Origin of the sequence: Siansivirga zeaxanthinifaciens CC-SAMT-1, assembly GCF_000941055.1 — a bacterium.
GTDB classification, from domain to species: Bacteria; Bacteroidota; Bacteroidia; order Flavobacteriales; family Flavobacteriaceae; genus Siansivirga; species Siansivirga zeaxanthinifaciens.
On the sequence record NZ_CP007202.1, the window covers coordinates 1,344,597 to 1,368,015 of the forward strand.

Annotated in this window: 22 protein-coding genes and 1 riboswitch; of the genes, 19 read left to right on the forward strand and 3 right to left on the reverse strand. The window is 35.5% G+C overall.

Annotated features, from left to right (window positions below; genetic code table 11):
• Positions 1–11: 11 nt before the first annotated feature.
• The 19 genes from AW14_RS05915 to AW14_RS06005 all read left to right on the forward strand — a co-directional run bounded on the left by AW14_RS05915 (position 12) and on the right by AW14_RS06005 (position 18,961).
• The gene (locus AW14_RS05915; RefSeq protein ID WP_044637976.1) at positions 12–1,184 is read left to right on the forward strand and encodes a trans-sulfuration enzyme family protein; all 1,173 of its coding nucleotides are present in this window, start codon (positions 12–14) and stop codon (positions 1,182–1,184) included.
• Between the two features lie 13 nt (positions 1,185–1,197).
• Positions 1,198–1,617, forward strand: a complete 420-nt coding sequence (locus AW14_RS05920; RefSeq protein ID WP_044637977.1) for an RrF2 family transcriptional regulator — start codon at positions 1,198–1,200, stop codon at positions 1,615–1,617.
• A 168-nt stretch (positions 1,618–1,785) separates the two neighbouring features.
• Positions 1,786–2,031 (forward strand): DUF2061 domain-containing protein, encoded by a 246-nt coding sequence (locus AW14_RS05925; protein ID WP_154662122.1) that lies wholly within the window; start codon positions 1,786–1,788, stop codon positions 2,029–2,031.
• 8 nt (positions 2,032–2,039) lie between these two features.
• Positions 2,040–2,660 carry a phosphoadenosine phosphosulfate reductase domain-containing protein gene (locus AW14_RS05930; protein WP_044637979.1) on the forward strand — a complete coding sequence of 207 codons (621 nt, stop codon included), beginning with the start codon at positions 2,040–2,042 and terminating at the stop codon, positions 2,658–2,660.
• Between the two features lie 102 nt (positions 2,661–2,762).
• On the forward strand, positions 2,763–3,668 hold the full coding sequence (gene cysD / locus AW14_RS05935) for a sulfate adenylyltransferase subunit CysD (RefSeq protein WP_044637980.1): 906 nt from the start codon (positions 2,763–2,765) through the stop codon (positions 3,666–3,668).
• Positions 3,669–3,764: 96 nt separating this feature from the next.
• Positions 3,765–5,012 carry a sulfate adenylyltransferase subunit 1 gene (locus AW14_RS05940; protein WP_044637981.1) on the forward strand — a complete coding sequence of 416 codons (1,248 nt, stop codon included), beginning with the start codon at positions 3,765–3,767 and terminating at the stop codon, positions 5,010–5,012.
• 80 nt (positions 5,013–5,092) lie between these two features.
• Complete coding sequence (locus AW14_RS05945; RefSeq protein ID WP_044637982.1) at positions 5,093–7,195, forward strand: HEPN domain-containing protein; 2,103 nt, start codon at positions 5,093–5,095, stop codon at positions 7,193–7,195.
• A 7-nt stretch (positions 7,196–7,202) separates the two neighbouring features.
• A complete protein-coding gene (cobA, locus tag AW14_RS05950; RefSeq protein ID WP_044637983.1) occupies positions 7,203–7,970 on the forward strand; it encodes a uroporphyrinogen-III C-methyltransferase in 768 nt (255 codons plus the stop codon).
• A gap of 5 nt (positions 7,971–7,975) precedes the next feature.
• Positions 7,976–8,557: a precorrin-2 dehydrogenase/sirohydrochlorin ferrochelatase family protein gene (locus AW14_RS05955; protein ID WP_044637984.1), complete on the forward strand. Its 582-nt coding sequence runs from the start codon at positions 7,976–7,978 to the stop codon at positions 8,555–8,557.
• A gap of 19 nt (positions 8,558–8,576) precedes the next feature.
• Positions 8,577–9,629, forward strand: a complete 1,053-nt coding sequence (locus tag AW14_RS05960) for an NAD(P)/FAD-dependent oxidoreductase (RefSeq protein WP_044637985.1) — start codon at positions 8,577–8,579, stop codon at positions 9,627–9,629.
• 145 nt (positions 9,630–9,774) lie between these two features.
• Entirely contained in the window at positions 9,775–10,515 is a 741-nt protein-coding gene (gene epsC / locus AW14_RS05965; RefSeq protein ID WP_044637986.1) for a serine O-acetyltransferase EpsC, read from the forward strand.
• Positions 10,502–11,392, forward strand: a complete 891-nt coding sequence (gene cysM, locus AW14_RS05970) for a cysteine synthase CysM (RefSeq protein ID WP_044637987.1) — start codon at positions 10,502–10,504, stop codon at positions 11,390–11,392. Before epsC ends, cysM begins: the two co-directional genes overlap by 14 nt.
• An 81-nt stretch (positions 11,393–11,473) precedes the next feature.
• Positions 11,474–11,586, forward strand: a riboswitch (SAM riboswitch).
• 46 nt (positions 11,587–11,632) lie between these two features.
• Positions 11,633–12,634: a homocysteine S-methyltransferase family protein gene (locus tag AW14_RS05975; RefSeq protein ID WP_044637988.1), complete on the forward strand. Its 1,002-nt coding sequence runs from the start codon at positions 11,633–11,635 to the stop codon at positions 12,632–12,634.
• 29 nt (positions 12,635–12,663) lie between these two features.
• On the forward strand, positions 12,664–13,017 hold the full coding sequence (locus tag AW14_RS05980; RefSeq protein WP_044637989.1) for a four helix bundle protein: 354 nt from the start codon (positions 12,664–12,666) through the stop codon (positions 13,015–13,017).
• Positions 13,014–15,698, forward strand: a complete 2,685-nt coding sequence (gene metH, locus AW14_RS05985; RefSeq protein WP_084708783.1) for a methionine synthase — start codon at positions 13,014–13,016, stop codon at positions 15,696–15,698. The genes AW14_RS05980 and metH overlap by 4 nt, the downstream gene beginning before the upstream one ends.
• Before the next feature lie 31 nt (positions 15,699–15,729).
• A complete protein-coding gene (locus tag AW14_RS05990; RefSeq protein WP_044637990.1) occupies positions 15,730–15,978 on the forward strand; it encodes a hypothetical protein in 249 nt (82 codons plus the stop codon).
• A 140-nt stretch (positions 15,979–16,118) separates the two neighbouring features.
• Positions 16,119–17,075 carry a methylenetetrahydrofolate reductase [NAD(P)H] gene (gene metF, locus AW14_RS05995; RefSeq protein ID WP_044637991.1) on the forward strand — a complete coding sequence of 319 codons (957 nt, stop codon included), beginning with the start codon at positions 16,119–16,121 and terminating at the stop codon, positions 17,073–17,075.
• 35 nt (positions 17,076–17,110) lie between these two features.
• Positions 17,111–18,208 (forward strand): acyloxyacyl hydrolase, encoded by a 1,098-nt coding sequence (locus AW14_RS06000; protein WP_044637992.1) that lies wholly within the window; start codon positions 17,111–17,113, stop codon positions 18,206–18,208.
• A 6-nt stretch (positions 18,209–18,214) separates the two neighbouring features.
• Positions 18,215–18,961: a head GIN domain-containing protein gene (locus AW14_RS06005; RefSeq protein ID WP_044637993.1), complete on the forward strand. Its 747-nt coding sequence runs from the start codon at positions 18,215–18,217 to the stop codon at positions 18,959–18,961.
• Here AW14_RS06005 and AW14_RS06010 read toward each other — a convergent pair.
• From AW14_RS06010 to gldA, 3 genes are all read right to left on the reverse strand, one after another.
• Complete coding sequence (locus AW14_RS06010) at positions 18,947–20,134, reverse strand: acetate/propionate family kinase (protein WP_044637994.1); 1,188 nt, start codon at positions 20,132–20,134, stop codon at positions 18,947–18,949. The two genes, AW14_RS06005 and AW14_RS06010, sit on opposite strands and share 15 nt — an antisense overlap.
• 4 nt (positions 20,135–20,138) lie before the next feature.
• Entirely contained in the window at positions 20,139–22,229 is a 2,091-nt protein-coding gene (gene pta / locus AW14_RS06015; protein ID WP_044637995.1) for a phosphate acetyltransferase, read from the reverse strand.
• A 195-nt stretch (positions 22,230–22,424) separates the two neighbouring features.
• A complete protein-coding gene (gldA, locus tag AW14_RS06020) occupies positions 22,425–23,318 on the reverse strand; it encodes a gliding motility-associated ABC transporter ATP-binding subunit GldA (RefSeq protein WP_044637996.1) in 894 nt (297 codons plus the stop codon).
• Positions 23,319–23,419 lie beyond the last annotated feature (101 nt).

The window sequence follows — 23,419 nt, forward strand, 5'->3', positions numbered from 1 at the left end:
AAAAGAATATAATGAAGGAGAAGAGTAAACAATTTGAAACTTTAGCCATACGCACACAAACGGAAACAACACAGTTTTCAGAGCATTCAGTGCCCATATACTTAACATCGGGTTTTGTATTTGATGATGCCGAAGAAATGCGAGCGTCTTTTGCTGAAGAAAAACAGCGCGATTTATACAGCCGTTACAGTAATCCTAATGTTAACGAATTTGTAGAGAAAGTTTGTGCTATGGAAGGCGCCGAGAGTGGTTACGCTTTTGCTAGCGGCATGGCAGCGGTGTTTTCAACATTTGCAGCTTTGCTAAACTCGGGCGACCATGTGGTGTCATGCAGTTCTGTATTTGGTGCAACGCACGGGTTGTTTACAAATTATTTCCCGAAATGGAATATTGAGTGTTCGTATTTTAATGTAAATGAGGTTGAAACTATTGAAAGTTTAATTAAGCCCAACACAAAATTTTTATATGCAGAAACACCAACCAATCCCGGTGTTGATATTATCGATTTAGAATTTTTAAGCGCCATTTGTAAAAAGCATAACATCTTGTTGGTAATAGATAATTGTTTTGCTACACCTTATCTACAGAATCCTATTAAATTCGGTGCCGATTTGGTTATACATTCGGCTACGAAACTCATGGATGGACAAGGACGTGTTTTAGGAGGCGTAACAGTTGGAAAAAAAGAATTAATTCGCGAAATATATTTGTTTTCACGATTAACAGGCCCTTCTATGAGTCCGTTTAATGCCTGGGTGCTTTCAAAATCTTTAGAAACACTAGCTGTAAGAACCGACAAGCATTGCGAAAATGCGCTTAAAATAGCCGAGTTTCTGGAAAATCATCCTAAAGTAAAATGGGTAAAATATCCGTTTTTAAAATCGCATCCTAAGTACGATATTGCAAAAAAACAAATGCGATTAGGTGGTAGTATTGTTGCTTTTGAAGTAGAAGGCGGTATTGAAGGCGGCCGATCATTTTTTGATAATATTAAAATGTGTTCATTATCTGCTAACTTAGGCGACACAAGAACGATTGTTACACACCCGGCGAGCACGACACATGCTAAAGTTGAAGCCGAAGTAAAAGCAGCCGTAGGTATTACCGATGGCTCTGTTCGTATATCGGCAGGTTTAGAACATATAGACGATATTATTGCCGATTTGATACAAGCTTTAAATTAACTATATTAGCGGGATGCTTTCTAAAAAAACAAAATACGGATTAAAAGCTTTAACCTTCATTGCTAGAAATGAAGGTGACTCGCCAGTACAAGTTGGCGAAATTGCTAAAGGTGAAAATATTCCACAAAAATTTTTAGAAAGTATTCTGCTTACATTAAGAAAATCGGGCATCTTAGGGTCTAAAAAAGGAAAACACGGTGGTTATTATCTAAGAAATTCACCTTCCGAAATTTTAATGACAGAAGTCATGCGTGTTCTTGAAGGGCCTATTGCTATGGTGCCCTGCGTAAGTTTGAATTTTTACGAAAAATGCGATGACTGTCCAGACGAAGTGTCTTGCAGCGTTCATAAATTAATGATTCAGGTTAGAGACAGCACACTCGAGGTTTTTAAAAACACCACTTTAGAGGATTTATCTTCCAGAGATAAGTAATTCTCAAAATATAATACCATTTACTTCTTTTTTCATGGTATTACCTTCCATTAATTTTTTTTTGTAAAAAATTAAAATTTCAGTTTGAAATGTTATAAAAAGTATTAATTTTGTAATCCCTATTAAATTGATAGGATTAATATAATAACTAGTAAAATGATCGGACAGATGTTATTAAAAGACAAAGAGAAGTCAACTTATAAAGAAGATTCTGTTGGTGAAAAACCTTTAAGAAGCATTGTTAAATCTTTAAGTTGGAGAACTATAGGTACCTTAGATACTGTTTTAATTTCTTGGATTGTAACCGGAGAATTAACATTAGCATTTTCTATTGGTTCTATAGAGTTGGTTACCAAAATGGTACTTTACTTCTTTCACGAACGCATCTGGAATTCTATTAAATGGGGTAAATAAGTTATAATATGATAACTCAAGATAAAATAAACGAATTAAATACGCTTTTAAAAGATGCTCAGCCTTCAGATATTATTTTAAAGGCTATAGAGTTAAATGGTGAAGCGGTAATAACAACCAACTTCCGTCCATACGAAGCAGCTATTTTATACGCTGTAAATTCAGTGGTTTCAAACATTCCGGTAATTTGGTGCGATACAGGGTATAATACACCTCAAACTTACAGACATGTCGAGCAGGTTATTAAAGATTTGGCGCTTAACGTGTTTTTATACGTGCCAAAACAAACAACCGCGCATCGCGATGTAATAATGGGAATTCCTAGCGTTGATGCTCCAGAACATGCGTTGTTTACAGAGCAGGTTAAATTGGAACCGTTTAGACGCGCCATGGAAGCCCACAAACCAAAAGTTTGGTTTACAAATTTAAGACAAGGTCAAACGGCGTTTAGAGATAGTATTGGTATCTTTAGCCTGAGTAAAGATGGTGTTTTAAAAGTAAGTCCGTTTTATTATTGGACAGATGAGCAGTTAGATGCTTACCTTTTAGAGCACCATTTACCAAACGAGTTTAAATATTTCGACCCAACAAAAGCCTTAGCAAACAGAGAATGTGGTTTGCACGGTTAAGGGAAAAAGCAAAAGAAAATAAAGTAAAAAGGTAAAAGTTGATTTTGATGATTTTTAAAAACCAACAACAATCAACCAAAAACCAACAACGACAAATATATTATGATTAAGGATACATCAAATATTAATTCATTAGAAAACGAAGCGATTTACATTATAAGAGAAGTAGCAGCACAGTTTGAAAAACCTGTTTTGTTATTTTCTGGCGGAAAAGACTCTATTACATTGGTAAGATTGGCCGTTAAAGCATTTTACCCTGCTAAAGTACCTTTCCCTTTAATGCACATCGATACAGGACATAATTTCCCTGAAACGATTGAGTTTAGAGATCGTTTAGTTAAAGAATTAGGTTTAGAATTGATTGTTAGAAATGTTCAAGATTCTATCGATGAAGGTAAAGTGAAAGAAGAATCGGGTCGATACGCTAGTAGAAACCAGCTTCAAACCACAACGCTTTTAGATGCTATTGAAGAATTTAAATTTGATGCTTGTATTGGTGGAGCACGTCGTGATGAAGAAAAAGCAAGAGCGAAAGAACGTATTTTTTCAGTTCGTGACGATTTCGGACAATGGGATGAGAAAAACCAACGTCCTGAATTATTCGATATGTTAAATGGCCAAATAGAATTAGGTCAGAATGTACGTGTGTTCCCAATTTCTAACTGGACAGAATTAGATGTTTGGTCGTACATAGAGCGCGAAAATATTGAGATTCCTTCTATTTATTTTGCACACAAAAGAAATGTATTTTTAAGAGATGGCATGATTTGGTCTGCAGACGACGAGGTTGTTTACAGAGATGCTCACGAAGAAGTTTTTGAAGAATTAGTGCGTTTTAGAACCGTTGGTGATATGAGCTGTACAGCAGCCGTTTTATCTGATGCAACCACCATTACTAAAGTGGTAGAAGAAATTAGAGAGTCTACCATTTCGGAGCGTGGAGCACGTATAGACGATAAACGCTCGGAAGCAGCCATGGAAAAACGTAAACAACAAGGGTACTTTTAGTCGTAAGCTATAGGCAATAAGCCATAAGCAAATAAAAATTAAGATAAAGTCAGATTGCTTAAAGCGTAAAGCGTAAAGCATAAAGCAAAAAATAAAATGGAAGTATTAAAAATTGCAACAGCAGGTAGTGTAGATGATGGAAAAAGTACGTTAATAGGGCGTATACTTTACGATACAAAATCTTTAACCACAGATAAATTAGAAGCTATTGAAAAAACCAGTAAACAACGTGGTTACGATTATTTAGATTTCTCGTTAGCTACCGATGGTTTAGTGGCAGAAAGAGAACAAGGTATCACTATTGATGTAGCACATATTTATTTTTCAACAAAAAAGAAAAGTTACATTATTGCAGATACGCCGGGTCATGTTGAATATACAAGAAACATGGTTACAGGTGCATCTACTTCACAAGCGTCTATTATTTTAATTGATGCTAGAAAAGGCGTTATCGAGCAAACCAATCGTCACTTTTTTATTAATAATTTACTAAGAATAAAAGATGTTGTTGTTGCCATTAATAAAATGGATTTAGTTGATTATTCTGAAGAAACGTACAATAAAATTAAAGCCGATTTTTCAGAATTAATGAGCAAACGCGATTATCAAGATCAAAAAATAACTTTTATTCCCGTTAGTGCTTTAAAAGGTGATAACGTAGTGAATAAATCAGATAAAATGCCTTGGTACAAAGGGGAAGCTTTGCTAGAGCATTTAGAGCAATTAGATAAAGCAGATATTTATAATGTAGGGACACCACGTTTTCCTGTACAATACGTTATTCGTCCTAAAACCGAAGATTTTCACGATTTTAGAGGCTATGCAGGTAAGGTTTATGGTGGTAATTTAAGCGTAGGAGACGATATTATTGTATTGCCATCTAAAACCCGATCTAAAATTAAAGACATTTATTTTTACGACCAAAAGTATGAAACGGCTTCTAGACGTTCTTCGGTAACCATTACTTTAGAAAACGATATTAATGTAAGCCGTGGCGATATGATTGTTAAAGAAGGCGATTTACCGCAGGTAGACAAACAATTTACAGCCAACGTATGTTGGATGGATTCTAAAAAATTAACTCCAGGTGCCAAATATGTTGTGCAACATGGTGTGAATAAGGTGTTAGGTAAAGTCGATGCTATAAACCATAAAATCCACCCAGATTACTCGGGTATCGATAAAAATGTTTCAGAGTTGGCTGTTAACGATATTGCTTCGGTAACATTTAAATTAAACAAGCCTATTTTCTTCGATCAATTTAAAAACCACAGAACAAACGGGTCTTTTATTTTAATCGATCCTCAAACGAATAATACCGTAGGAGCGGGATTCATTCAATAATAAAGTATAAAGTTTGAAAGACAACAGTTCGAAATATTTGGTTTCAACTAAACAACTTTCAACATTAAAACTAAAGTAAAATGCAAAGTTTTAGAACAGAAATAGAAAATCCCGTTGTAGAAAACGATATTATAGAATTAGCAAATAAAATTGAGCTTTTTCACAATGGTAAAATTGATGAAGAAAAATTTAGAAGTCTTCGTTTAGCCAGAGGTGTTTACGGGCAGCGTCAGGAAGGCGTTCAAATGATTCGTATAAAATTACCTTACGGAAAAGTAAAAAGCAATCAATTACGACGAATTTCAGATGTTTCAGATGAGTATTCTCGTGGGCGTTTGCATATTACAACACGTCAAGATATTCAAATTCATTACGTCGATTTAAATAGAACACCAGAGCTTTGGGCAGAATTAGAAAAAGACGATGTTACCCTGAGAGAAGCCTGCGGAAATACGGTGCGTAATATTACCGCATCAGAGTTAGCTGGTATCGATGTAAACGAACCTTTCGATGTATCGCCTTATGCCGATGCCATGTTTCGTTTCTTTTTAAGAAACCCTATTTGTCAGGAAATGGGCCGAAAATTTAAAGTGTCGTTCTCATCTTCAGATGACGATACGGGACTATCATACATGCACGATTTAGGTTTTATAGCTAAAATTAAAAATGGCGTTCGTGGGTTTAAGGTTATGATTGGTGGTGGACTTGGTTCGCAGCCGCGTCATGCCGATGTATTATATGATTTTATTGAAACCGATAAAATTATTCCAACCATGGAAGGCGTGTTAAGAATTTTCGATCGTCATGGTGAGCGTAAAAGTCGCGCAAAAGCACGTATGAAATTCTTAATTAAAGATATAGGATTAGATGGTTTTAAAGCTTTGGTTGATGAAGAACAAAATGCCATCGAACATAAATCGGTTGCTATTGATGCCGATGCTTATGTAGCTTCTAAACCCGTTTCGGTTGAAGCGCCTCAGGTTGAAATTAACAATGTTGATGCATTCAATTTATGGAAATCGACGAACTTAATTCCTCAAAAACAAGAAGGGTATGTTGCCATAGGAATAAAAGTGCTACTTGGCGATTTTTATACAGATAAAGCAAGGTTATTAGCCAATTTAGTTGAAAAATATGCTGCAGGAGAAATTCGTTTGTCATTGCGCCAAAATATTGTTATTCCTTTTGTGAAAGAGGATTTAGTGTCTTTTTTCTACACCGAATTAGAAAAATTAGGATTTGTTGAAGCAGGATACAATAAAGCAATAGATATTACAGCTTGCCCAGGAACCGATACCTGTAATTTAGGTATTGCCAGCAGTACTGGTATTGCAGACGAATTAGAACGTGTTTTAAAAGCTGAATATCCACAATATTTAAAAAATGAAGATTTAGTTATTAAAATTAGTGGTTGTATGAATGCTTGTGGTCAACACAACATGGCAAACATTGGTTTTCAAGGGATGACGGTTCGTACGCCAGATAAATTAGTAGCTCCTGCATTGCAAGTGTTATTAGGTGGTGGAAATCTAGGTGATGGTAACGGACTTTTTGCCGATAAAGTAGTAAAAGTACCAAGTAAAAGAGGTCCGGAAGCATTGCGTAGAATTTTAAATGATTTTGAAGCAAACGCCAACGGAAAAACCTTTGTAGAGTATTACAAAGTAACTGGCGAACGTTATTTTTACGATTTATTAAACGATCTTCAAGATGTTACCAATTTAACACAAGACGATTTTATCGATTGGGGAACCAATGAAGAATATGTTAAAGAAATAGGCATTGGCGAATGTGCTGGTGTTGTTATCGATTTAATTGCAACCTTGTTTTTTGAAAGTGAAGAAAAAATTGAAAACGCTCAAAAAGCCTTCAATAATAGTGTGTATTCTAATGCTATTTATCACGCTTACAGTTCTTTAGTTAATTCGGCGAAAGCGATGTTATTAGCCGAAAACAAAAGCACAAATACACATGCAGGTATTATAAGTCAGTTTGATGAGTTATTTGTTGCTACTGGAAGAATCGATTTAGGGAGTTCATTTGCCGATTTAATTTATCAAATTAATAAATTTGCTCCAACGAAAGATTTTGCTGCTAACTATATAGAAAATGCTAATGCATTTTTAGATAAAGTTAAAAGCTACCGAGAAGCCCAAAATGAGCTAAATAAGCAAGCTATATAAATTTAAAATGAGCAAAATAACCCCAAAATTAACGGTAGTAGGTGCAGGACCAGGTGATGCAGATTTAATAACGCTTAAAGCTATTAAAGCTATTAAAGCAGCCAATGTGGTGCTTTACGACGCGCTTATTAATGAAGAATTGCTTCAATATGCTTCTGCCAATGCCGAATTAATTTTTGTGGGTAAACGTAAAGGATGTTATGCGTTTCAGCAAGAGCAAATAAATGAGCTTATTGTTGAAAAGGCCAAGGAAAAAGGACATGTGGTACGTTTAAAGGGAGGCGATCCTTTTATTTTTGGTAGAGGTGCCGAAGAGATAGATTATGTAACTCAATTTGGAATAGAAACCTATGTGGTACCGGGTATTACATCTGCCATTGCTGTGCCAGCCTATCAAGGTATTCCGTTAACCAAACGTGGTGCTTCCGAAAGTTTTTGGGTTATTACAGGTACAACAAAAAACCACGATTTATCTACCGATGTTCCTTTAGCTGCAAAATCTACAGCGACGGTGGTTATATTAATGGGCATGCATAAACTCAATGAAATAGTTCGTGTGTTTTCAGAAGTTAATAAACAAGATACACCAGTAGCCATTATTCAAAATGGAACACGTGATGATGAACAGGTAGGCATTGGTAAGATTGCAACAATTGAAGCTGTTGTAGCCGAAAAACAACTGGCATCGCCAGCAATTATAGTAATAGGTGAGGTTGTTAGAGAACGCGTTGTTTTGTCTTCAATTTACAATGAAGTTAAATCGAAGCAAGTATAGGTGCTATGGAAGAAAGGAATAATTTATATCCTATATTTTTAAAAGCAAAAAGCTTAAACGTGCTTATTGTGGGTGGTGGAAATGTTGCCGAAGAAAAATTAACCTTTCTGTTAAAATCCAGTCCCGATGCGCACGTAACCATGGTGTCGCCTATGTTTAGAGAAGGTACCATCGCGTTGGCTGAAAAAGGCGATGTTAAATTAATAAAAAGAAAATATAGTAAACGCTATCTAAAGGGAAAACATATTGTTATTGCAACTACCGATGTCCCTAAAGTAAATGTTGAGGTTTACAAACATTGTAGAAAGCGAAGCATTTTAGTGAATGTCGCCGATAACCCACCATATTGCGATTTTTATATGGGTGGTATTGTTACAAAAGGACATGTAAAAGTGGCTATTTCAACCAATGGTAAGTCGCCAACCACAGCCAAACGTTTGCGTCAGTTTTTCGAGGATGTTATTCCAGAAAATGTAGACGATTTAGTAAAGAATCTAAACGAATATAGAAAAACAATAAAAGGTGATTTCGAACAGAAAGTGGAAACGCTAAACGAGTTCACTAAAGGATTAATTGAAAAAAAATAGTTATTAAAAGAGTCTTAAAATGATTAAAACAGACATACTTATTATTGGAGCAGGACCAACTGGATTATTCACAGTTTTTGAAGCTGGATTATTAAAACTTAAATGTCATTTAATTGATGCATTGCCACAACCAGGTGGGCAATGTTCAGAAATTTATCCTAAAAAACCTATTTATGATATTCCTGGTTTTCCAGAAATTTTAGCAGGCGATTTAACAAAAAACCTATTAGAACAAGGGAAACAATTTGAGCCTGGTTTTACATTAGGTGAGCGTGCAGAAACTATCGAAAAACAAGAAGACGGTTCGTTTATTGTTACAACCAATAAAGGTACAAAACATCAGGCACCCGTAGTTGCTATTGCTGGAGGCTTAGGCTCTTTCGAACCAAGAAAACCAGCTTTAGACGGCATTGAGGATTATGAAGATAAAGGCCTAGAGTATTTTATAAAAGATCCAGAAGTTTACAGAAATAAACGTGTTGTTATTTCTGGAGGTGGCGATTCTGCCTTAGATTGGAGTATCTTTTTAGCCGATGTAGCTTCAGAAGTAACATTAATTCACAGACGTAATGAGTTTAGAGGCGCGTTAGATTCTGTTGAAAAAGTTGGCGAATTAAAAGAACTTGGTAAAATAAACTTAATTACACCTGCCGAAGTAACTGCACTTCATGGCGATGGTAAAATTGAAGCTCTTACTGTTACAAAAGATGGTGAAGATACCATTCTAGAAACCGACCACTTTATTCCATTATTCGGTTTATCTCCAAAATTAGGTCCTATAGGCGATTGGGGATTAGAAATTGAAAAAAATGCGATTAAAGTAGATAACTCATTAAATTATCAAACCAATATACCAGGTATTTTTGCCATTGGCGATGTTAATACTTATCCAGAGAAATTAAAATTAATTCTTTGTGGGTTTCATGAAGCAACCTTAATGTGCCAAGCGGCATACCGTATTATCAATCCGGGTAAAAAGTATGTTTTAAAATATACAACAGTTAGTGGTATCGATGGTTTCGATGGTACTCGTAAAGAGGCGCCTAAAGCAGTGGTACAATCTATAAAATAATTTAATCTGTATTATAATAAACCTTAAATCCTACATAGTAAGTACTGTGTAGGATTTAAATTTTATAAAAAAAAACAAAATTAAAAACCGTTTTAGTTTTACATTTAAGACCTAAAATTAACACGCTTAATAAAGCTTCCATAACATGAAAAGTTACAATGTTTGCTTAAAAGATACTGTAAAGACATTTACAAAACGGCTGTTTTATTCGCTGTTTGATAAAGAACACGAAGAAAAACACAGTGAATATTTAGAAAGAACATTTCTTATAATTTTATCTAAATTAGAAATAGAAAACGGTGACGATATATGGAAATCGTTTAAAAATGAACTTCCCGAAATTCGAAGAAAATTAGATTTAGATGCCATTGCTTTTGAAAACAACGATCCAGCATCCCACTCATTAGCAGAAATTTACATGGCTTACCCGGGATTTCATGCCATTTCTATTTACCGTTTAAGTCATGCATTGCATAAGCTAGGCGTTTACATTTTACCTCGAATGATGAGTGAATACATACACGGTATCACTGGTATCGATATTCATCCGGGAGCCACCATTGGCGAGTCGTTTTACATCGACCACGGTACCGGAATTGTTATTGGCGAGACATCTATTATCAAGAACAATGTAAAAATTTATCAAGGTGTTACTTTGGGAGGTATTCAAGTAAGTAAAGAACTTGCAAAAGTAAAAAGACACCCAACCATCGAAGATAATGTTTGCATTTACGCCAACGCTACTATTTTAGGAGGCGATATTGTTATTGGAGCCAACAGTACCATTGGCGCCAACGTCTGGATAACACAATCTGTTCCAGAAAATTCTTTAGTTACCTATCAAACCGAAATAAAAATAAGACCCAAAAAAAATGGCATCCATTAAAGGCATATTAAATCAAATAGGAAACACACCGCTTGTAGATGCAAGTCATTTAATTTCAAAAGCAGGTGTAAAATTATATTTAAAATTAGAAGGTAATAACCCGGGAGGAAGCGTTAAAGATCGTGCTGCTTTTAATATGATTTCTGAAGCTTTAAAACGCGGTGATATTAAAAAAGGCGGTTATTTAGTTGAAGCCACAAGTGGTAATACAGGGATTGCTTTAGCTTTTATAGCCAATCTATTCGGATTGCATATGGTTTTAATTATGCCCGAAAACTCAACCGAAGAACGCGTTAAAACCATGCGTGCTTATGGTGCTGAGGTTATTTTAACACCTGCCGATACTGGCATTGAAGGCTCTAGAGATTTGGCTTTTAAACTGCGCGATGAAAAAGGTTATGTATTATTAAATCAGTTTGAAAACGACGATAACTGGAAAGCGCATTATAAAACTACGGGTCCAGAAGTTTGGGAGGATACAAATGGCGAAGTCACGCATTTCGTTTCTGCCATGGGAACAACAGGAACAATTATGGGAGTTTCAACATATTTAAAAGAGAAAAACAATAATATTACAATCGTAGGAGCTCAACCTGCCGATGGTGCTAAAATTCCGGGGATTAGAAAATGGTCGCCCGATTATGTGCCTAAATTTTTTAACAGAAGCAAGGTCGATATCGTGGTAGATGTAAGCGAACAGGATGCGAAAAATACCACCCAACGCTTGGCTAAAGAAGCAGGTGTATTTGCGGGAATGAGCAGTGGAGGTTCTGTTTTTAGCGCTTTACAAATTGCTGAAACTATCGATGTTGGTGTTATTGTTGCTATTATTTGCGATCGTGGCGACCGGTATTTATCATCGTCTCTTTTCGAATAAAACCCTCGATTTTTAACGAATTAGTGTGAAATTAAAAAAATGTATAGTACTTTTGCGCACTAGTTCATAAACGTATTAATATTGTTATCAAGAAAGGTAGAGGGAATAGACCCGGTGAAGCCTTGGCAACCCTTTAGCTCTTAAAGAAGGTGCTACGTTCTACTGATATTTTTTAAATATTGGAAAGATAACGGAAAGTCTTTTTTCTTTTCTTGATGACATATAGATTAAACAATCAAAATGTCAAACATAAAACAAGCTTTACAGGAACGTATTTTAGTGCTAGATGGCGCTATGGGTACTATGTTACAACGCTATAAATTTACCGAAGAAGATTTTAGAGGTGAGCGTTTTAAAGATTATCCAACGCCATTACAAGGTAACAACGACTTGCTATCTCTTACGCAACCAGAAGCTATTAAAACCATACACGCTAAGTATTTTGAGGCAGGTGCCGATATTGTAGAAACCAATACATTTTCGGGAACAACCATTGCCATGGCAGATTATCAAATGGAAGATTTAGTTTACGAATTAAATTTCCAATCTGCTAAAATTGCCAAAGAAGTTGCTAATGCTTTTACAGCAAAAGAACCACACAAGCCTCGTTTTGTTGCAGGGTCTATTGGGCCTACAAACCGTACGGCCAGTATGTCGCCAGATGTAAACGATCCGGGTTACAGAGCCGTGACGTTTGATGAATTACGAATAGCCTATAAACAACAAGTAGAAGCTTTGTTAGATGGTGGCGCCGATATATTATTAGTGGAAACCGTTTTCGATACGCTCAACGCTAAAGCCGCTTTGTTTGCTATTGAAGAAGTAAAAGAAGCTCGAAATATCGATGTGCCTATTATGTTAAGCGGAACCATTACAGATGCTTCAGGACGTACATTGTCTGGGCAAACAGCCGAAGCTTTTTTAATTTCAGTATCGCATATTCCATTATTATCTGTAGGTTTTAATTGTGCTTTAGGGGCTAATTTGTTACAACCTCACCTAGAAGCCATTGCAAATAAAACCGATTTTGCTATTTCTGCACATCCCAATGCAGGATTGCCAAATGCTTTTGGAGAGTACGATGAATCTCCAGAAGAAATGGGCGAACAAATAGAAGAATATTTAAAAAAGAATTTAATAAATATTATTGGCGGGTGTTGTGGCACCACGCCAGAGCATATTAAAGTTATTGCAGACATTGCAGCCAAATATAAACCACGTAAAGCGGTTGTTAGTTGTTAGTTTTTGGTTGATGGATATAAAACGGAAGGATGAATTATACCGATTTGGATGTTTGGAAATATTCTAGGGAAATGGTTAAGTTGGTTTATAACCTTACTAAATCGTATCCTCAAGAAGAGTTATATGGCTTAACAAACCAAATTAGAAGATCTGTTATTTCTGTTCCGTCTAATATAGCAGAAGGCGTTGGCAGGCAATCTAGCAAAGAAACTATTCAGTTTCTTCATATTGCAAAAGGGTCTTTACAAGAATTAGAAACACAATTATATTTATCTTTTGATTTGGAATATATTTCAGAACAAGAGCTAAAAGAAATATTAGAAAAAGTGATATTAAACAAAAAACTGTTAAACGGTTTTATTAATTATTATAAAAAATTATGATTACTGAAACCAACAACCAGAGAAAATACATGCGATTGTCTGGTTTAGAACCTTTGGTTTTAAACGAAAACAGCAATTTCATAAATGTAGGAGAGCGTACAAACGTAGCTGGATCTAGAAAGTTTTTAAGACTTATAAAAGAAGAAAAATTTGATGAAGCTCTGGAAATTGCGCGTCATCAAGTTGATGGTGGGGCACAAATTATTGATATCAATATGGACGACGGACTTATAGACGGAAAAGAGTCTATGGTACGTTTTCTAAACTTAATTGCTGCCGAACCCGATATTTCTCGTGTGCCTATCATGATAGATAGTTCTAAATGGGAAATTATTGAAGCCGGACTTCGGGTGGTGCAGGGTAAATGTGTAGTAAACTCAATTTCTTTAAAAGAAGGCGAGGAGAAGTTTATTTGGGAAGCCAAACAAATAAAACGTTATGGAGCGGCCGTTGTTATTATGGCTTTCGATGAAGTTGGACAAGCCGATAATTATGAAAGACGTATTGAAATTTGTAAACGTTCTTATGATATTTTAGTTAATAAAGTAGGCTTTCCTTCCGAAGATATTATTTTCGATTTAAATATATTTCCCGTGGCAACTGGTATGGAAGAACACCGCCGAAATGCCATCGATTTTATAGAAGCTACCCGTTGGGTGCGTCAAAACCTACCCAATGTGAGTGTAAGTGGTGGTGTAAGTAACGTATCGTTTTCGTTTAGAGGGAACGATGGCGTTCGAGAAGCTATGCATTCGGTATTTTTATATTATGCGATTCAGGCGGGTATGAATATGGGTATTGTAAATCCGGCGCTTTTAGAAGTGTATGACGATATTCCTAAAGATTTATTAGAACATGTAGAAGATGTTATTTTAGACCGCCGCGACGATGCCACCGAACGTTTATTAGATTTTGCCGAAACAGTAAAGGGGTCTAAAATAGAAAAGGGTGTCGATTTATCTTGGCGAGAAAACCCAATACAAGACCGTATTACTCATGCTTTAGTAAAAGGGATTGATGCTTTTATTATTGAAGATGTTGAAGAAGCCAGACAACAAGCAAAAAAACCAATCGATGTTATTGAAGGTCATTTAATGATTGGAATGAACGTAGTGGGCGATTTATTTGGTGCTGGAAAAATGTTTTTGCCGCAAGTGGTAAAATCGGCTCGCGTAATGAAAAAGGCGGTAGCCTATTTAAATCCGTTTATTGAAGCCGAAAAAGGCGATAAGCAAGAACCTGTAGGAAAGGTTTTAATGGCAACCGTTAAAGGCGATGTGCACGATATTGGTAAAAATATAGTGAGTGTTGTTTTAGCTTGTAATAACTACGAAATAGTCGATTTAGGGGTTATGGTGCCACCTGAAAAAATTATTGAAACCGCCATTAAAGAACGTGTAGATGCTATTGGTTTATCGGGGTTAATAACACCATCTTTAGATGAAATGGTTTATCTGGCCAAGGAAATGCAGCGTCAAAATTTCGAAATCCCGTTGTTAATTGGAGGTGCTACCACATCGAAAGCGCATACAGCTGTTAAAATTGATACGCAGTATAATCATGCTGTAGTGCATGTAAACGATGCATCTCGTGCCGTAACTGTTGTTGGCGATTTGTTAAACAAAAAAACATCTCGTGATTATGTTGCTGCCATGAAAAAGGATTATGACGAGTTTAGAACCAAATTTTTAAAACGTGGTAAAGAGAAATCGTATATTTCTATTATTGAAGCACGCAAAAGAAAGTTTAAAATAGATTGGGAAGCCTCTCAAATTGTAAAGCCTAACGAGTTGGGTGTTCAAATTTTAAAGCAATTAAGCTTAAAAGAATTAGAGCCTTATATCGATTGGAGTCCTTTTTTTAGAAGCTGGGATTTGCATGGTAAATATCCAGATATTTTAACCGATAAGATTGTTGGCGAACAAGCAACTCAGTTGTTTGAAGATGCTAAAGTAATGCTTAGTGAAATTATTGCGAAACAGTTATTAAAACCCAAAGCTGTTTTTGGTTTATTTGAAGCTAATAGCATTCATGATGACGATATTTCGGTTCAGAAAAAGGGGAAAGAGGTTGCTGTTTTTAGAACATTGCGTCAGCAATTAAGCAAGCGCGATGGTATACCAAATATAGCATTAGCAGATTTTATTGCACCAAAAAGTACGGGTAAAACAGACTACATAGGCGCCTTTTGTGTTGCCATTTTTGGAGCCCAGGAATTAGCCGATAGCTACAAAGCAAAAGACGATGATTACAATGCCATTATGGCTCAGGCGATAGCCGACAGGTTTGCCGAAGCTTTTGCCGAATATTTACATAAACAGGTTAGAACGAAACATTGGGGTTACGATTCGGAAGAGGCGTTAACAACTGAAGATTTAATAAAAGAAAGCTATAAAGGTATTCGTCCGGCACCAGGCTATCCTGCATGTCCCGACCATTTAGAGAAGGAAACCATTTGGGATTTATTAGAGGTTGAAAAACTTATTGGTGTAACTTTAACCGAAAGTTTAGCCATGTGGCCAGCAGCTGCGGTTTCGGGATATTATTTTGCGAATCCGGAGGCTAAGTATTTTGGTTTGGGCAAAATTACCGACGACCAAGTTACCGATTATGCAGTTAGAAAAGGCATTGGAAAGGATGTGGCCAGAAAATGGTTGCACCCCAATATTGCCGACGAATAATTAGTTTAAAACCCAATTTATAGTTTTAGAAATGGCACAAGAATTTATAGAATTAACCTTAGGAAGCTATGTGATATCTCATGGGTATAATAGCAAAAATAAGGAGCAATTAGAGCCGGTAACCTCGCATGTGTTATCGAAAAAAATAATTGCTGTTTCTAGAATTAAATCGGTTAGTGAAAAATATATTTTAACCGATTATGTAGATGGTAGATGGATTTATTGGGAATACGACGAAGATTATGAGTTTGTAAAAAATTTGCTGGTTAGCCCGCGTTAGCGATTGCAGTGAAAAGCCCACAGCGAGGTACGAGCGCGGACTTGCAACGGAAAGCGCGACCCTTGTGGTAACGCCCAAAAAAACAAATAGATAAATATTGATGAGATTCCTGCCTTCGCGGGAATGACAAAAAATAAGTAATGAAAGTAACAGATCACATAAAGAAAGCTAACGGAAAAACATTGTTTTCGTTTGAAGTTATACCGCCGCAAAAGGGGAAAAATATTCAGGATTTATACAATAATATCGACCCGTTAATGGAGTTTAATCCGCCTTTTATAGATGTAACGACTTCGAGAGAGGAGTATGTTTATATCGATAAAGGTAACGGCCTTTTAGATAAGCGTATTACTCGTATGCGCCCGGGAACAGTTGGTATTTGTGCTTCGATTATGCATAAGTATAAGGTGGATGCGATACCGCATTTATTGTGTGGTGGTTTTACAAAAGAGGAAACCGAATATGTGTTGGTTGATTGTCATTATTTAGGGATTGATAATGTTATGGCCTTGCGCGGTGATTCGAGAAAGGATGAGCCTTATTTTATTCCAACAAAGGATGGTAACGCTTTTGCAAGTGAATTGGTTGCGCAGATTTCAGATTTAAACAAAGGGAAATATTTACATGATAATGTAGAAATTGAACACAAGTACGATTTTTGTGTGGGTGTTGCTGGTTATCCTGAGAAACACATGGAAGCGCCATCGCTACAAAACGACCTGAAACGTTTAAAGGCTAAGGTAGATGCGGGTGCCGATTATGTGGTGACCCAAATGTTTTTTGATAATAAAAAGTATTTTGATTTTGTTGAAAAGGCTAAAGAAATGGGAATTACTGTGCCAATTATTCCCGGAATTAAGCCTATAGCCGTTAAACGACACCTACAAATTTTACCTCAGGTTTTTAAAATTGATTTACCTGAAGATTTAATTGATGCGGTTGAGGCTTGTAAAGATAATAATGCGGTTAGACAGGTGGGTATTGAGTTTGCCATACAACAATCGAGAGAGTTAAAAGAAGCGGGTGTGCCATTTTTACATTATTATTCTATGGGTAAAAGTGATAATATTAAAGCCATAGCTTCGCAGCTCTTTTAATTATAATTTATACTAAGCCCTATCGGCAATTTTTAATGAAGCAATTTTTAAGTTACATTTTTTTAATATTTACGGTACTTTGTTTTTCTCAGGAAAAGCAACATGCTTCATATATAGATTTTAATTATTTTACAGGAAATATTGCCCTGCATAATAACAGTATTCTGCATTTAATTAATGGGCATCCTGAAGGGGTTATTGTTAGTTGGAATAAGAAAACCTTTGGTTATAACGATTGGGAACAACGTTATAATTACCCCGATTATGGAGCGACGTTTATTTACCAAAATCTTAAAAATAATGTTTTAGGTAATAATTACTCGCTTTACGCACACTACAATTTTTATTTTTTGAATAGGAATTTAATGTTTCGAATTGCGCAGGGCATGGGTTATACCACCAACCCTTACGATAAGGAAACTAATTATAGAAATATTGCTTTTGGTACGCGCTTGTTAAGCAGCACCTTTGTAATGCTGAATTATAAAAAAGAACGTATTTTCGATAAGTTTGGTGTTCAGGCGGGTGTGTCTTTAATTCACTATTCGAATGCTAATTTTAAATCGCCTAATAACGGTACCAATTCCATAACTGTTAATTTAGGGGTTACTTATAATCTGGATGCTAATGAACCTGAATATGTAACCACTTTGGACGGTGTTAAAGAGAAATTTACAGAGCCCATAAAGTATAATTTTGTGGTGAGAGGTGGTTTAAATGAAAGCGATGTTATTGGTAGTGGGCAATATCCTTTTGTTGTACTTTCGGCTTATGCAGACAAGCGAATTAATGTAAAGAGTTCCCTGCAACTTGGTACCGATGTGTTTTTCTCTAGATTTTTAAAAGAGCATATTTATTTTAAAAGTGTAGCGTTTCCTGAAGAAAACCTCTCGGGAGATGAAGATTATAAACGTGTGGGCATTTTTGCTGGTCATGAATTATTTGTAAACCGAACCTCGTTAATAACCCAGCTGGGATATTATGTGTATTATCCTTTCGATTTTGAAGGGAGAACCTATGTGCGAGTTGGGTTAAAGCGCTATTTAAACGAAAAGTGGTTTGGAACGATGACGCTGAAATCGCATGGGGCACGCGCAGAAGGTGTTGAATTTGGTGTTGGGGTTAGACTATAAAAAACTATGAAAAACTTAATTTACATATTTATATTAGTTTTTTTGTTTTCATGTGATAATGAGAATTCAGGCGATTGTTTTCAGGAAACTGGTGCTATTATTCAGGAGGAAGTCTCTTTGGGTAGTTTTAATAAAATTCTGGTAAATCGGGATGTCGAATTGATTTTAAAAGAAGGTTTGCCGCAAAAAATAATTGTTGAAACTGGTAAGAATTTATTTAACGATGTCGTCGCTGAGGTTATAGATAATCAATTGGTGTTAACCGACAATAATACCTGTAATTATGTGCGAAGCTATGGCGTTACAAAAGTATATGTTACAGCACCTAATATTACCGAAATTAGAAGTTCTACACAATATGACATCAGCTCCGATGGGGTTTTAACCTATCCTTTATTAAGAATTTTATCTGAAAATTTTTCGCAACCAAATGCTTTTGCCGTTGGTAATTTTAATTTGGAAATAGATAACAATTCGTTTTATGTTCTTTTTAATGGAGCTTCAAACTGTTTTGTTTCTGGTAAAACAAATAATTTAGATGTTTCGTTTTCTGCAGGAAGTTCGCGATTTGAAGGCGAAAATTTAATAGCCCAAGAGGTGACGTTTTGGAACAGGGGTTCTAATGATATGATTGTAAATCCGCAACAATCAATAACAGGTATAATAGTAGGTGTAGGAAATGTTATTTCTGTTAATAAACCACCTGTTATTAATGTCGAGGCATTGTATAAGGGCCGATTAATTTTTAAATAGATCGACCGCTTGTTTAGCTATCTCTAACTCTTCGTTAGTTGGTATAACCAATATTTTTACTTTAGAATTTTCGTCGTGAATGGATCTAATGTCTTTAGAACGAATACCGTTTTTGTAAACATCCAACCTAATGCCTAGAAAATCTAAATCTTCACAAATCATTTTTCGCATAAGCATCGAGTTTTCTCCAATACCAGCCGTGAAAATAATAGCATCTAAGCCATTTAAAATAGCCGCATAACTGCCCATGTATTTTTTAATGCGGTACACATTCATTTGAAGTGCCAGAATACAATCTCTGTTTCCTTTCGCCGCTTCGCTTTCAATGTCTCTTAAGTCACTATACCCGGTAAGTCCAAGCATACCGCTTTTTTTCTGAAGAATGTTGTTAATTTCGGGTAGAGTATAACCTAATTTGTCGGCTAAATAGAAAATTACAGCAGGATCAACATCGCCAGAACGTGTGCCCATTATGAGTCCGTTTACTGGAGAAAACCCTAAAGAATGGTCTATGCTTTTTCCGTTTTTTATCGCCGTCATGCTACACCCGTTACCAAGATGTATTGAAATGATTTTAGAATTTTCTTTGTCTAAATATTCAATCGCTTTCTCTGAAACGTATTTATGGCTGGTACCGTGGAAACCGTACAAACGAATATGATTTTTATCTAAAAACGCATTAGGTATTGCATATTTATAAGCATATTCTGGTATGGTTTGATGGAATGCCGTATCGAAAACCGCTACTTGTTTTGCATTTTTAAATATGGTTTCAGCATCTTCAATCCCTTCTAAATTCGCTGGATTGTGCAGTGGCGCTAATGAAGATAAATCGGCTATTTTAGCTTTAACATCTGCGGTTATTTCGGTTGTTTTACTAAAATGTTTTCCACCATGAACCACACGATGTCCAACAATGGCGATATCGTCGGCCGATTTAATAATGCCAGTTTTTTCATCTAAAAGCTTACTGGCTAAAAGTTTTAAACCGGCTTTATGGTTTAAAATTTCGGTTTCAATTTCGAAGGTTTCAGCACTGGTTTTATAAATAAATTTGGAATCTGTTGCGCCTATACGTTCTATTAAACCAGAACATAAAATAGCTTCAGATGGCATTGAAAATAATTGAAATTTTAAGGAAGAACTTCCCGAATTTAAAACTAATACTTGCATAATTTTATTCTTCTTGTGCTTGAATGGCTGTTATAATAACGGTGCTATAAATATCGTCTGCAGTACAACCTCGACTCAGGTCATTTACAGGTTTGTTTAATCCTTGTAAAACAGGACCAATGGCCAAGGCACCCGTTTCGCGTTGTACCGCTTTATAGGTGTTGTTTCCGGTATTTAAATCGGGAAAAATTAATATGCTAGCACTACCAGCAACTTCAGAATCAGGCATTTTACTTTTACCAATGCGCATATCTACAGCCGCATCATATTGAATAGGACCTTCTATTTTTAAATCAGGATTTTTAGTTTTTACAATTTCGGTGGCTTCTCTCACTTTCTCTACATCGGCGCCTTTACCAGAAGCTCCAGATGAATATGAAAGCATAGCGACTTTAGGGTCTATTCCAAAATTGGCGGCTGTTTGCGCCGACTGAATGGCAATTTCGGCTAATTCTTGAGCATTCGGATTTGGGTTGATAGCACAATCACCAAACACAGAAACACGGTCTTCTAAACACATAAAGAAAATAGAAGAAACAATATTAACACCAGGTTTTGTTTTAATAAATTGAAGGGCCGGTCTTAAGGTGTGTTGTGTGGTATGTGCAGCACCAGAAACCATCCCGTCGGCATGACCTTTATAAATCATCATGGTACCAAAATAAGATACATCTGCCATAGCATCTCGTGCCATTTCTAGGTTAACGTTTTTATGTTTTCTTAGTTCGTAAAAAGTATTTACGTAATCGTCGAAATGCTCAGATTTGGTAGGAGAAACAATATTCACTTCATTTAAATCTAGTGAAATATCAAATTTATCGACCAGTTCTTTTATTTTGTCATCTTCTCCAATAAGCGTGATGTTTACAACCTGTGCATTTATTAAACGGGCTGCAGCACGAAGTACACGTTCGTCATAGCCTTCGGGCAATACAATGTGTTTTTTGTCTTTTAAAGCACGTTGCAATAAGTTGTATTGAAACATTCGTGGTGTAAATATTTCAGATTTGAAGGTTACTAATTTTTCAGCGAATTTATCGGTATCTACGTGGTTTTCAAAAGTGGCAATCGAAGTTGCAATTTTTTCGGTGTTATCGGCATAAATTTTAGAGCGAATATTACCAATACTGTTGGTAGCAAAATAAGTGCCTGCATTAACGCTAATAACTGGAACAACGCTTGAAAGTCCTTCAATTAGTTTTAAAATAGGCTCTTCTGGAATTAAGCCACCCGTTAAAACAATACCCGATATCTTAGGATAATTTTTCGAAATATTTGCCTGTAGTGCCCCCAAAATAATATCGGCTCGGTCTCCTGGAGTAATTACCAAGGCATTTTCTTTTAAATGCGTGAGGTAATTTCGTAATTGCATGGCGCCAACACTAAAATTTTCAATAAGGTTGTTTTGCATTTCTTTTCCAAACAGAACTTTGCCATCTAAAGCGGTAACAACTTCTTTTACCGTAGGACTCGATAAGCTATGTATTTTTGGAATAACAGTAATATCGGTATTGTTACTAATACGTTCTTTTAGTAGCGTTTTTAAAGAATCGATGGCCTCAATATTAACCTTGTTTGTAATTAGCGAAAGCACATCGACACTTTGTTTAAAGGTGTCGTAAGCTAGTTGTGCACTATCTACAATTTCTTTTGATTCTTTTTTGTCTCCCTGAATAACAATTATAACAGGTAAACTTAAATTTTTCGAAATTAAAATATTTAAATCTAATTCGATACTTGAATTTTCATGAGAAAAATCGGTGCCTTCAACTAAAACAAAATCGAACTTTTCTTCAAGATTTTTGAATTTCTTAATAATTTCATCAATAACTTCACCAGAACGTCCTTGGTTATAAAGATCGAGCACTTCATTTCTGGTAAAGGCAAAGGTTTTTTTATAATTGATATCAATTTCAAAGTGCGATAATACGGTACTAATATGGTTGTCCATGTCTCCAGATTCTACATCTTCTATGATGGGTCTGAAATATCCAACTTTAGCCGTTTTTCCTAAAAGCATGCGCATTAAACCAAGAACAACGACAGATTTTCCGCTATTTGGTTCGATGGTTGCTACATAAATTCCTTTACTCATTATTTTTTATTTGTAGTTTAAAGAAGAAATACAATCGATTATAATTTAAATATAATCATTAAACATTAATCTCTTATTTTAAATATTCATAGCAAAATTAACACCTTTACATTTCGGTAAAGATGATTTTTGTCATACTAGAGCATGAGTAATACAACATCCTTTCCTAAATTATTAATTAGCTGAATTAATCTTTTAAGAAGTTAAATCTCTAAAAAGTGTTTCTAGGCTGCTATTTTTTTGATTGAGTTGTAAAATTTTTAATTGATTATCGTGTGCAAAATCAAACACATGCCCACGCATATCTTGCGATGTAGAGAAGGATATTTCGTAAATAAAACCATGGGTGTTTTTAACCGATTTAACTTTAGGAAGTTTTAATAGAAACGCATCTTCAACCCGATAATCGAACTCCACAACTACAATTTGATCTTTTCCTTCATATAGTTCTTTGAGTTTTTTGTCGGCTACAATTTCACCCTTATTTATAATAATTACTCGGTCGCACATGGCTTCTACTTCTTGCATAATGTGAGTAGATAGAAAAACCGTTTTCGTTTCCCCAATAGTTTTAATTAAGTTTCTAATATCAACCAATTGGTTGGGGTCTAAACCGGTGGTAGGTTCATCTAAAATTAAAACTTCTGGATCATGTAGTAATGCATTTGCCAAACCAACACGCTGGCGATACCCTTTAGATAGTTGGCCTATTTTTTTATGAGCTTCGGGTGTTAAGCCTGTAAGTTGAATGACTGCTTCAATACGTTCTTTTTTTACATTGTAAACAGAGGCATTAAAGCTTAAATATTCTTTAACATACATGTCTAAATACAACGGATTATGTTCCGGTAAATAGCCAACACTTTGCTGCACCAACGTTTTGTTTTCGTTTACAAAAACACCGTTTACTTTTGCCGTGCCTTCATCAAAAGGCAAAAACGTTGTTAGAATTTTCATCATGGTCGATTTTCCGGCCCCGTTAGGACCTAAAAAACCAACTATTTCTGGCTTTTCAATTTGAAAACTAATGTTGTTTAATGCTTTCTGATTTCCGTATCGTTTTGAAACTCCAACTACTTCAATAGACATATTTAAATTTGTTTGTTCAAAAATAATGATAATCTAACGTAATTTGCATTTTGGTGTAAAATCTTTAAAACTTTTCATAAAATTGAAAAAAAGTTTTTATT

Coding starts and splice junctions, on each gene's coding strand:
- AW14_RS05945 (WP_044637982.1), top strand. CDS start 5,093: ATGCAAAGTTTTAGAACAGAAATAGAAAATCCCGTTGTAGAAAACGAT.
- AW14_RS06000 (WP_044637992.1), top strand. CDS start 17,111: ATGAAGCAATTTTTAAGTTACATTTTTTTAATATTTACGGTACTTTGT.
- cysD (WP_044637980.1), top strand. CDS start 2,763: ATGATTAAGGATACATCAAATATTAATTCATTAGAAAACGAAGCGATT.
- gldA (WP_044637996.1), bottom strand. CDS start 23,318: ATGTCTATTGAAGTAGTTGGAGTTTCAAAACGATACGGAAATCAGAAA.
- AW14_RS05920 (WP_044637977.1), top strand. CDS start 1,198: ATGCTTTCTAAAAAAACAAAATACGGATTAAAAGCTTTAACCTTCATT.
- AW14_RS05960 (WP_044637985.1), top strand. CDS start 8,577: ATGATTAAAACAGACATACTTATTATTGGAGCAGGACCAACTGGATTA.
- AW14_RS05975 (WP_044637988.1), top strand. CDS start 11,633: ATGTCAAACATAAAACAAGCTTTACAGGAACGTATTTTAGTGCTAGAT.
- AW14_RS05925 (WP_154662122.1), top strand. CDS start 1,786: ATGTTATTAAAAGACAAAGAGAAGTCAACTTATAAAGAAGATTCTGTT.
- pta (WP_044637995.1), bottom strand. CDS start 22,229: ATGAGTAAAGGAATTTATGTAGCAACCATCGAACCAAATAGCGGAAAA.
- AW14_RS05980 (WP_044637989.1), top strand. CDS start 12,664: ATGAATTATACCGATTTGGATGTTTGGAAATATTCTAGGGAAATGGTT.
- AW14_RS05930 (WP_044637979.1), top strand. CDS start 2,040: ATGATAACTCAAGATAAAATAAACGAATTAAATACGCTTTTAAAAGAT.
- AW14_RS06010 (WP_044637994.1), bottom strand. CDS start 20,134: ATGCAAGTATTAGTTTTAAATTCGGGAAGTTCTTCCTTAAAATTTCAA.
- AW14_RS05955 (WP_044637984.1), top strand. CDS start 7,976: ATGGAAGAAAGGAATAATTTATATCCTATATTTTTAAAAGCAAAAAGC.
- metF (WP_044637991.1), top strand. CDS start 16,119: ATGAAAGTAACAGATCACATAAAGAAAGCTAACGGAAAAACATTGTTT.
- epsC (WP_044637986.1), top strand. CDS start 9,775: ATGAAAAGTTACAATGTTTGCTTAAAAGATACTGTAAAGACATTTACA.
- AW14_RS05915 (WP_044637976.1), top strand. CDS start 12: ATGAAGGAGAAGAGTAAACAATTTGAAACTTTAGCCATACGCACACAA.
- cysM (WP_044637987.1), top strand. CDS start 10,502: ATGGCATCCATTAAAGGCATATTAAATCAAATAGGAAACACACCGCTT.
- cobA (WP_044637983.1), top strand. CDS start 7,203: ATGAGCAAAATAACCCCAAAATTAACGGTAGTAGGTGCAGGACCAGGT.
- AW14_RS05990 (WP_044637990.1), top strand. CDS start 15,730: ATGGCACAAGAATTTATAGAATTAACCTTAGGAAGCTATGTGATATCT.
- AW14_RS05940 (WP_044637981.1), top strand. CDS start 3,765: ATGGAAGTATTAAAAATTGCAACAGCAGGTAGTGTAGATGATGGAAAA.
- AW14_RS06005 (WP_044637993.1), top strand. CDS start 18,215: ATGAAAAACTTAATTTACATATTTATATTAGTTTTTTTGTTTTCATGT.
- metH (WP_084708783.1), top strand. CDS start 13,014: ATGATTACTGAAACCAACAACCAGAGAAAATACATGCGATTGTCTGGT.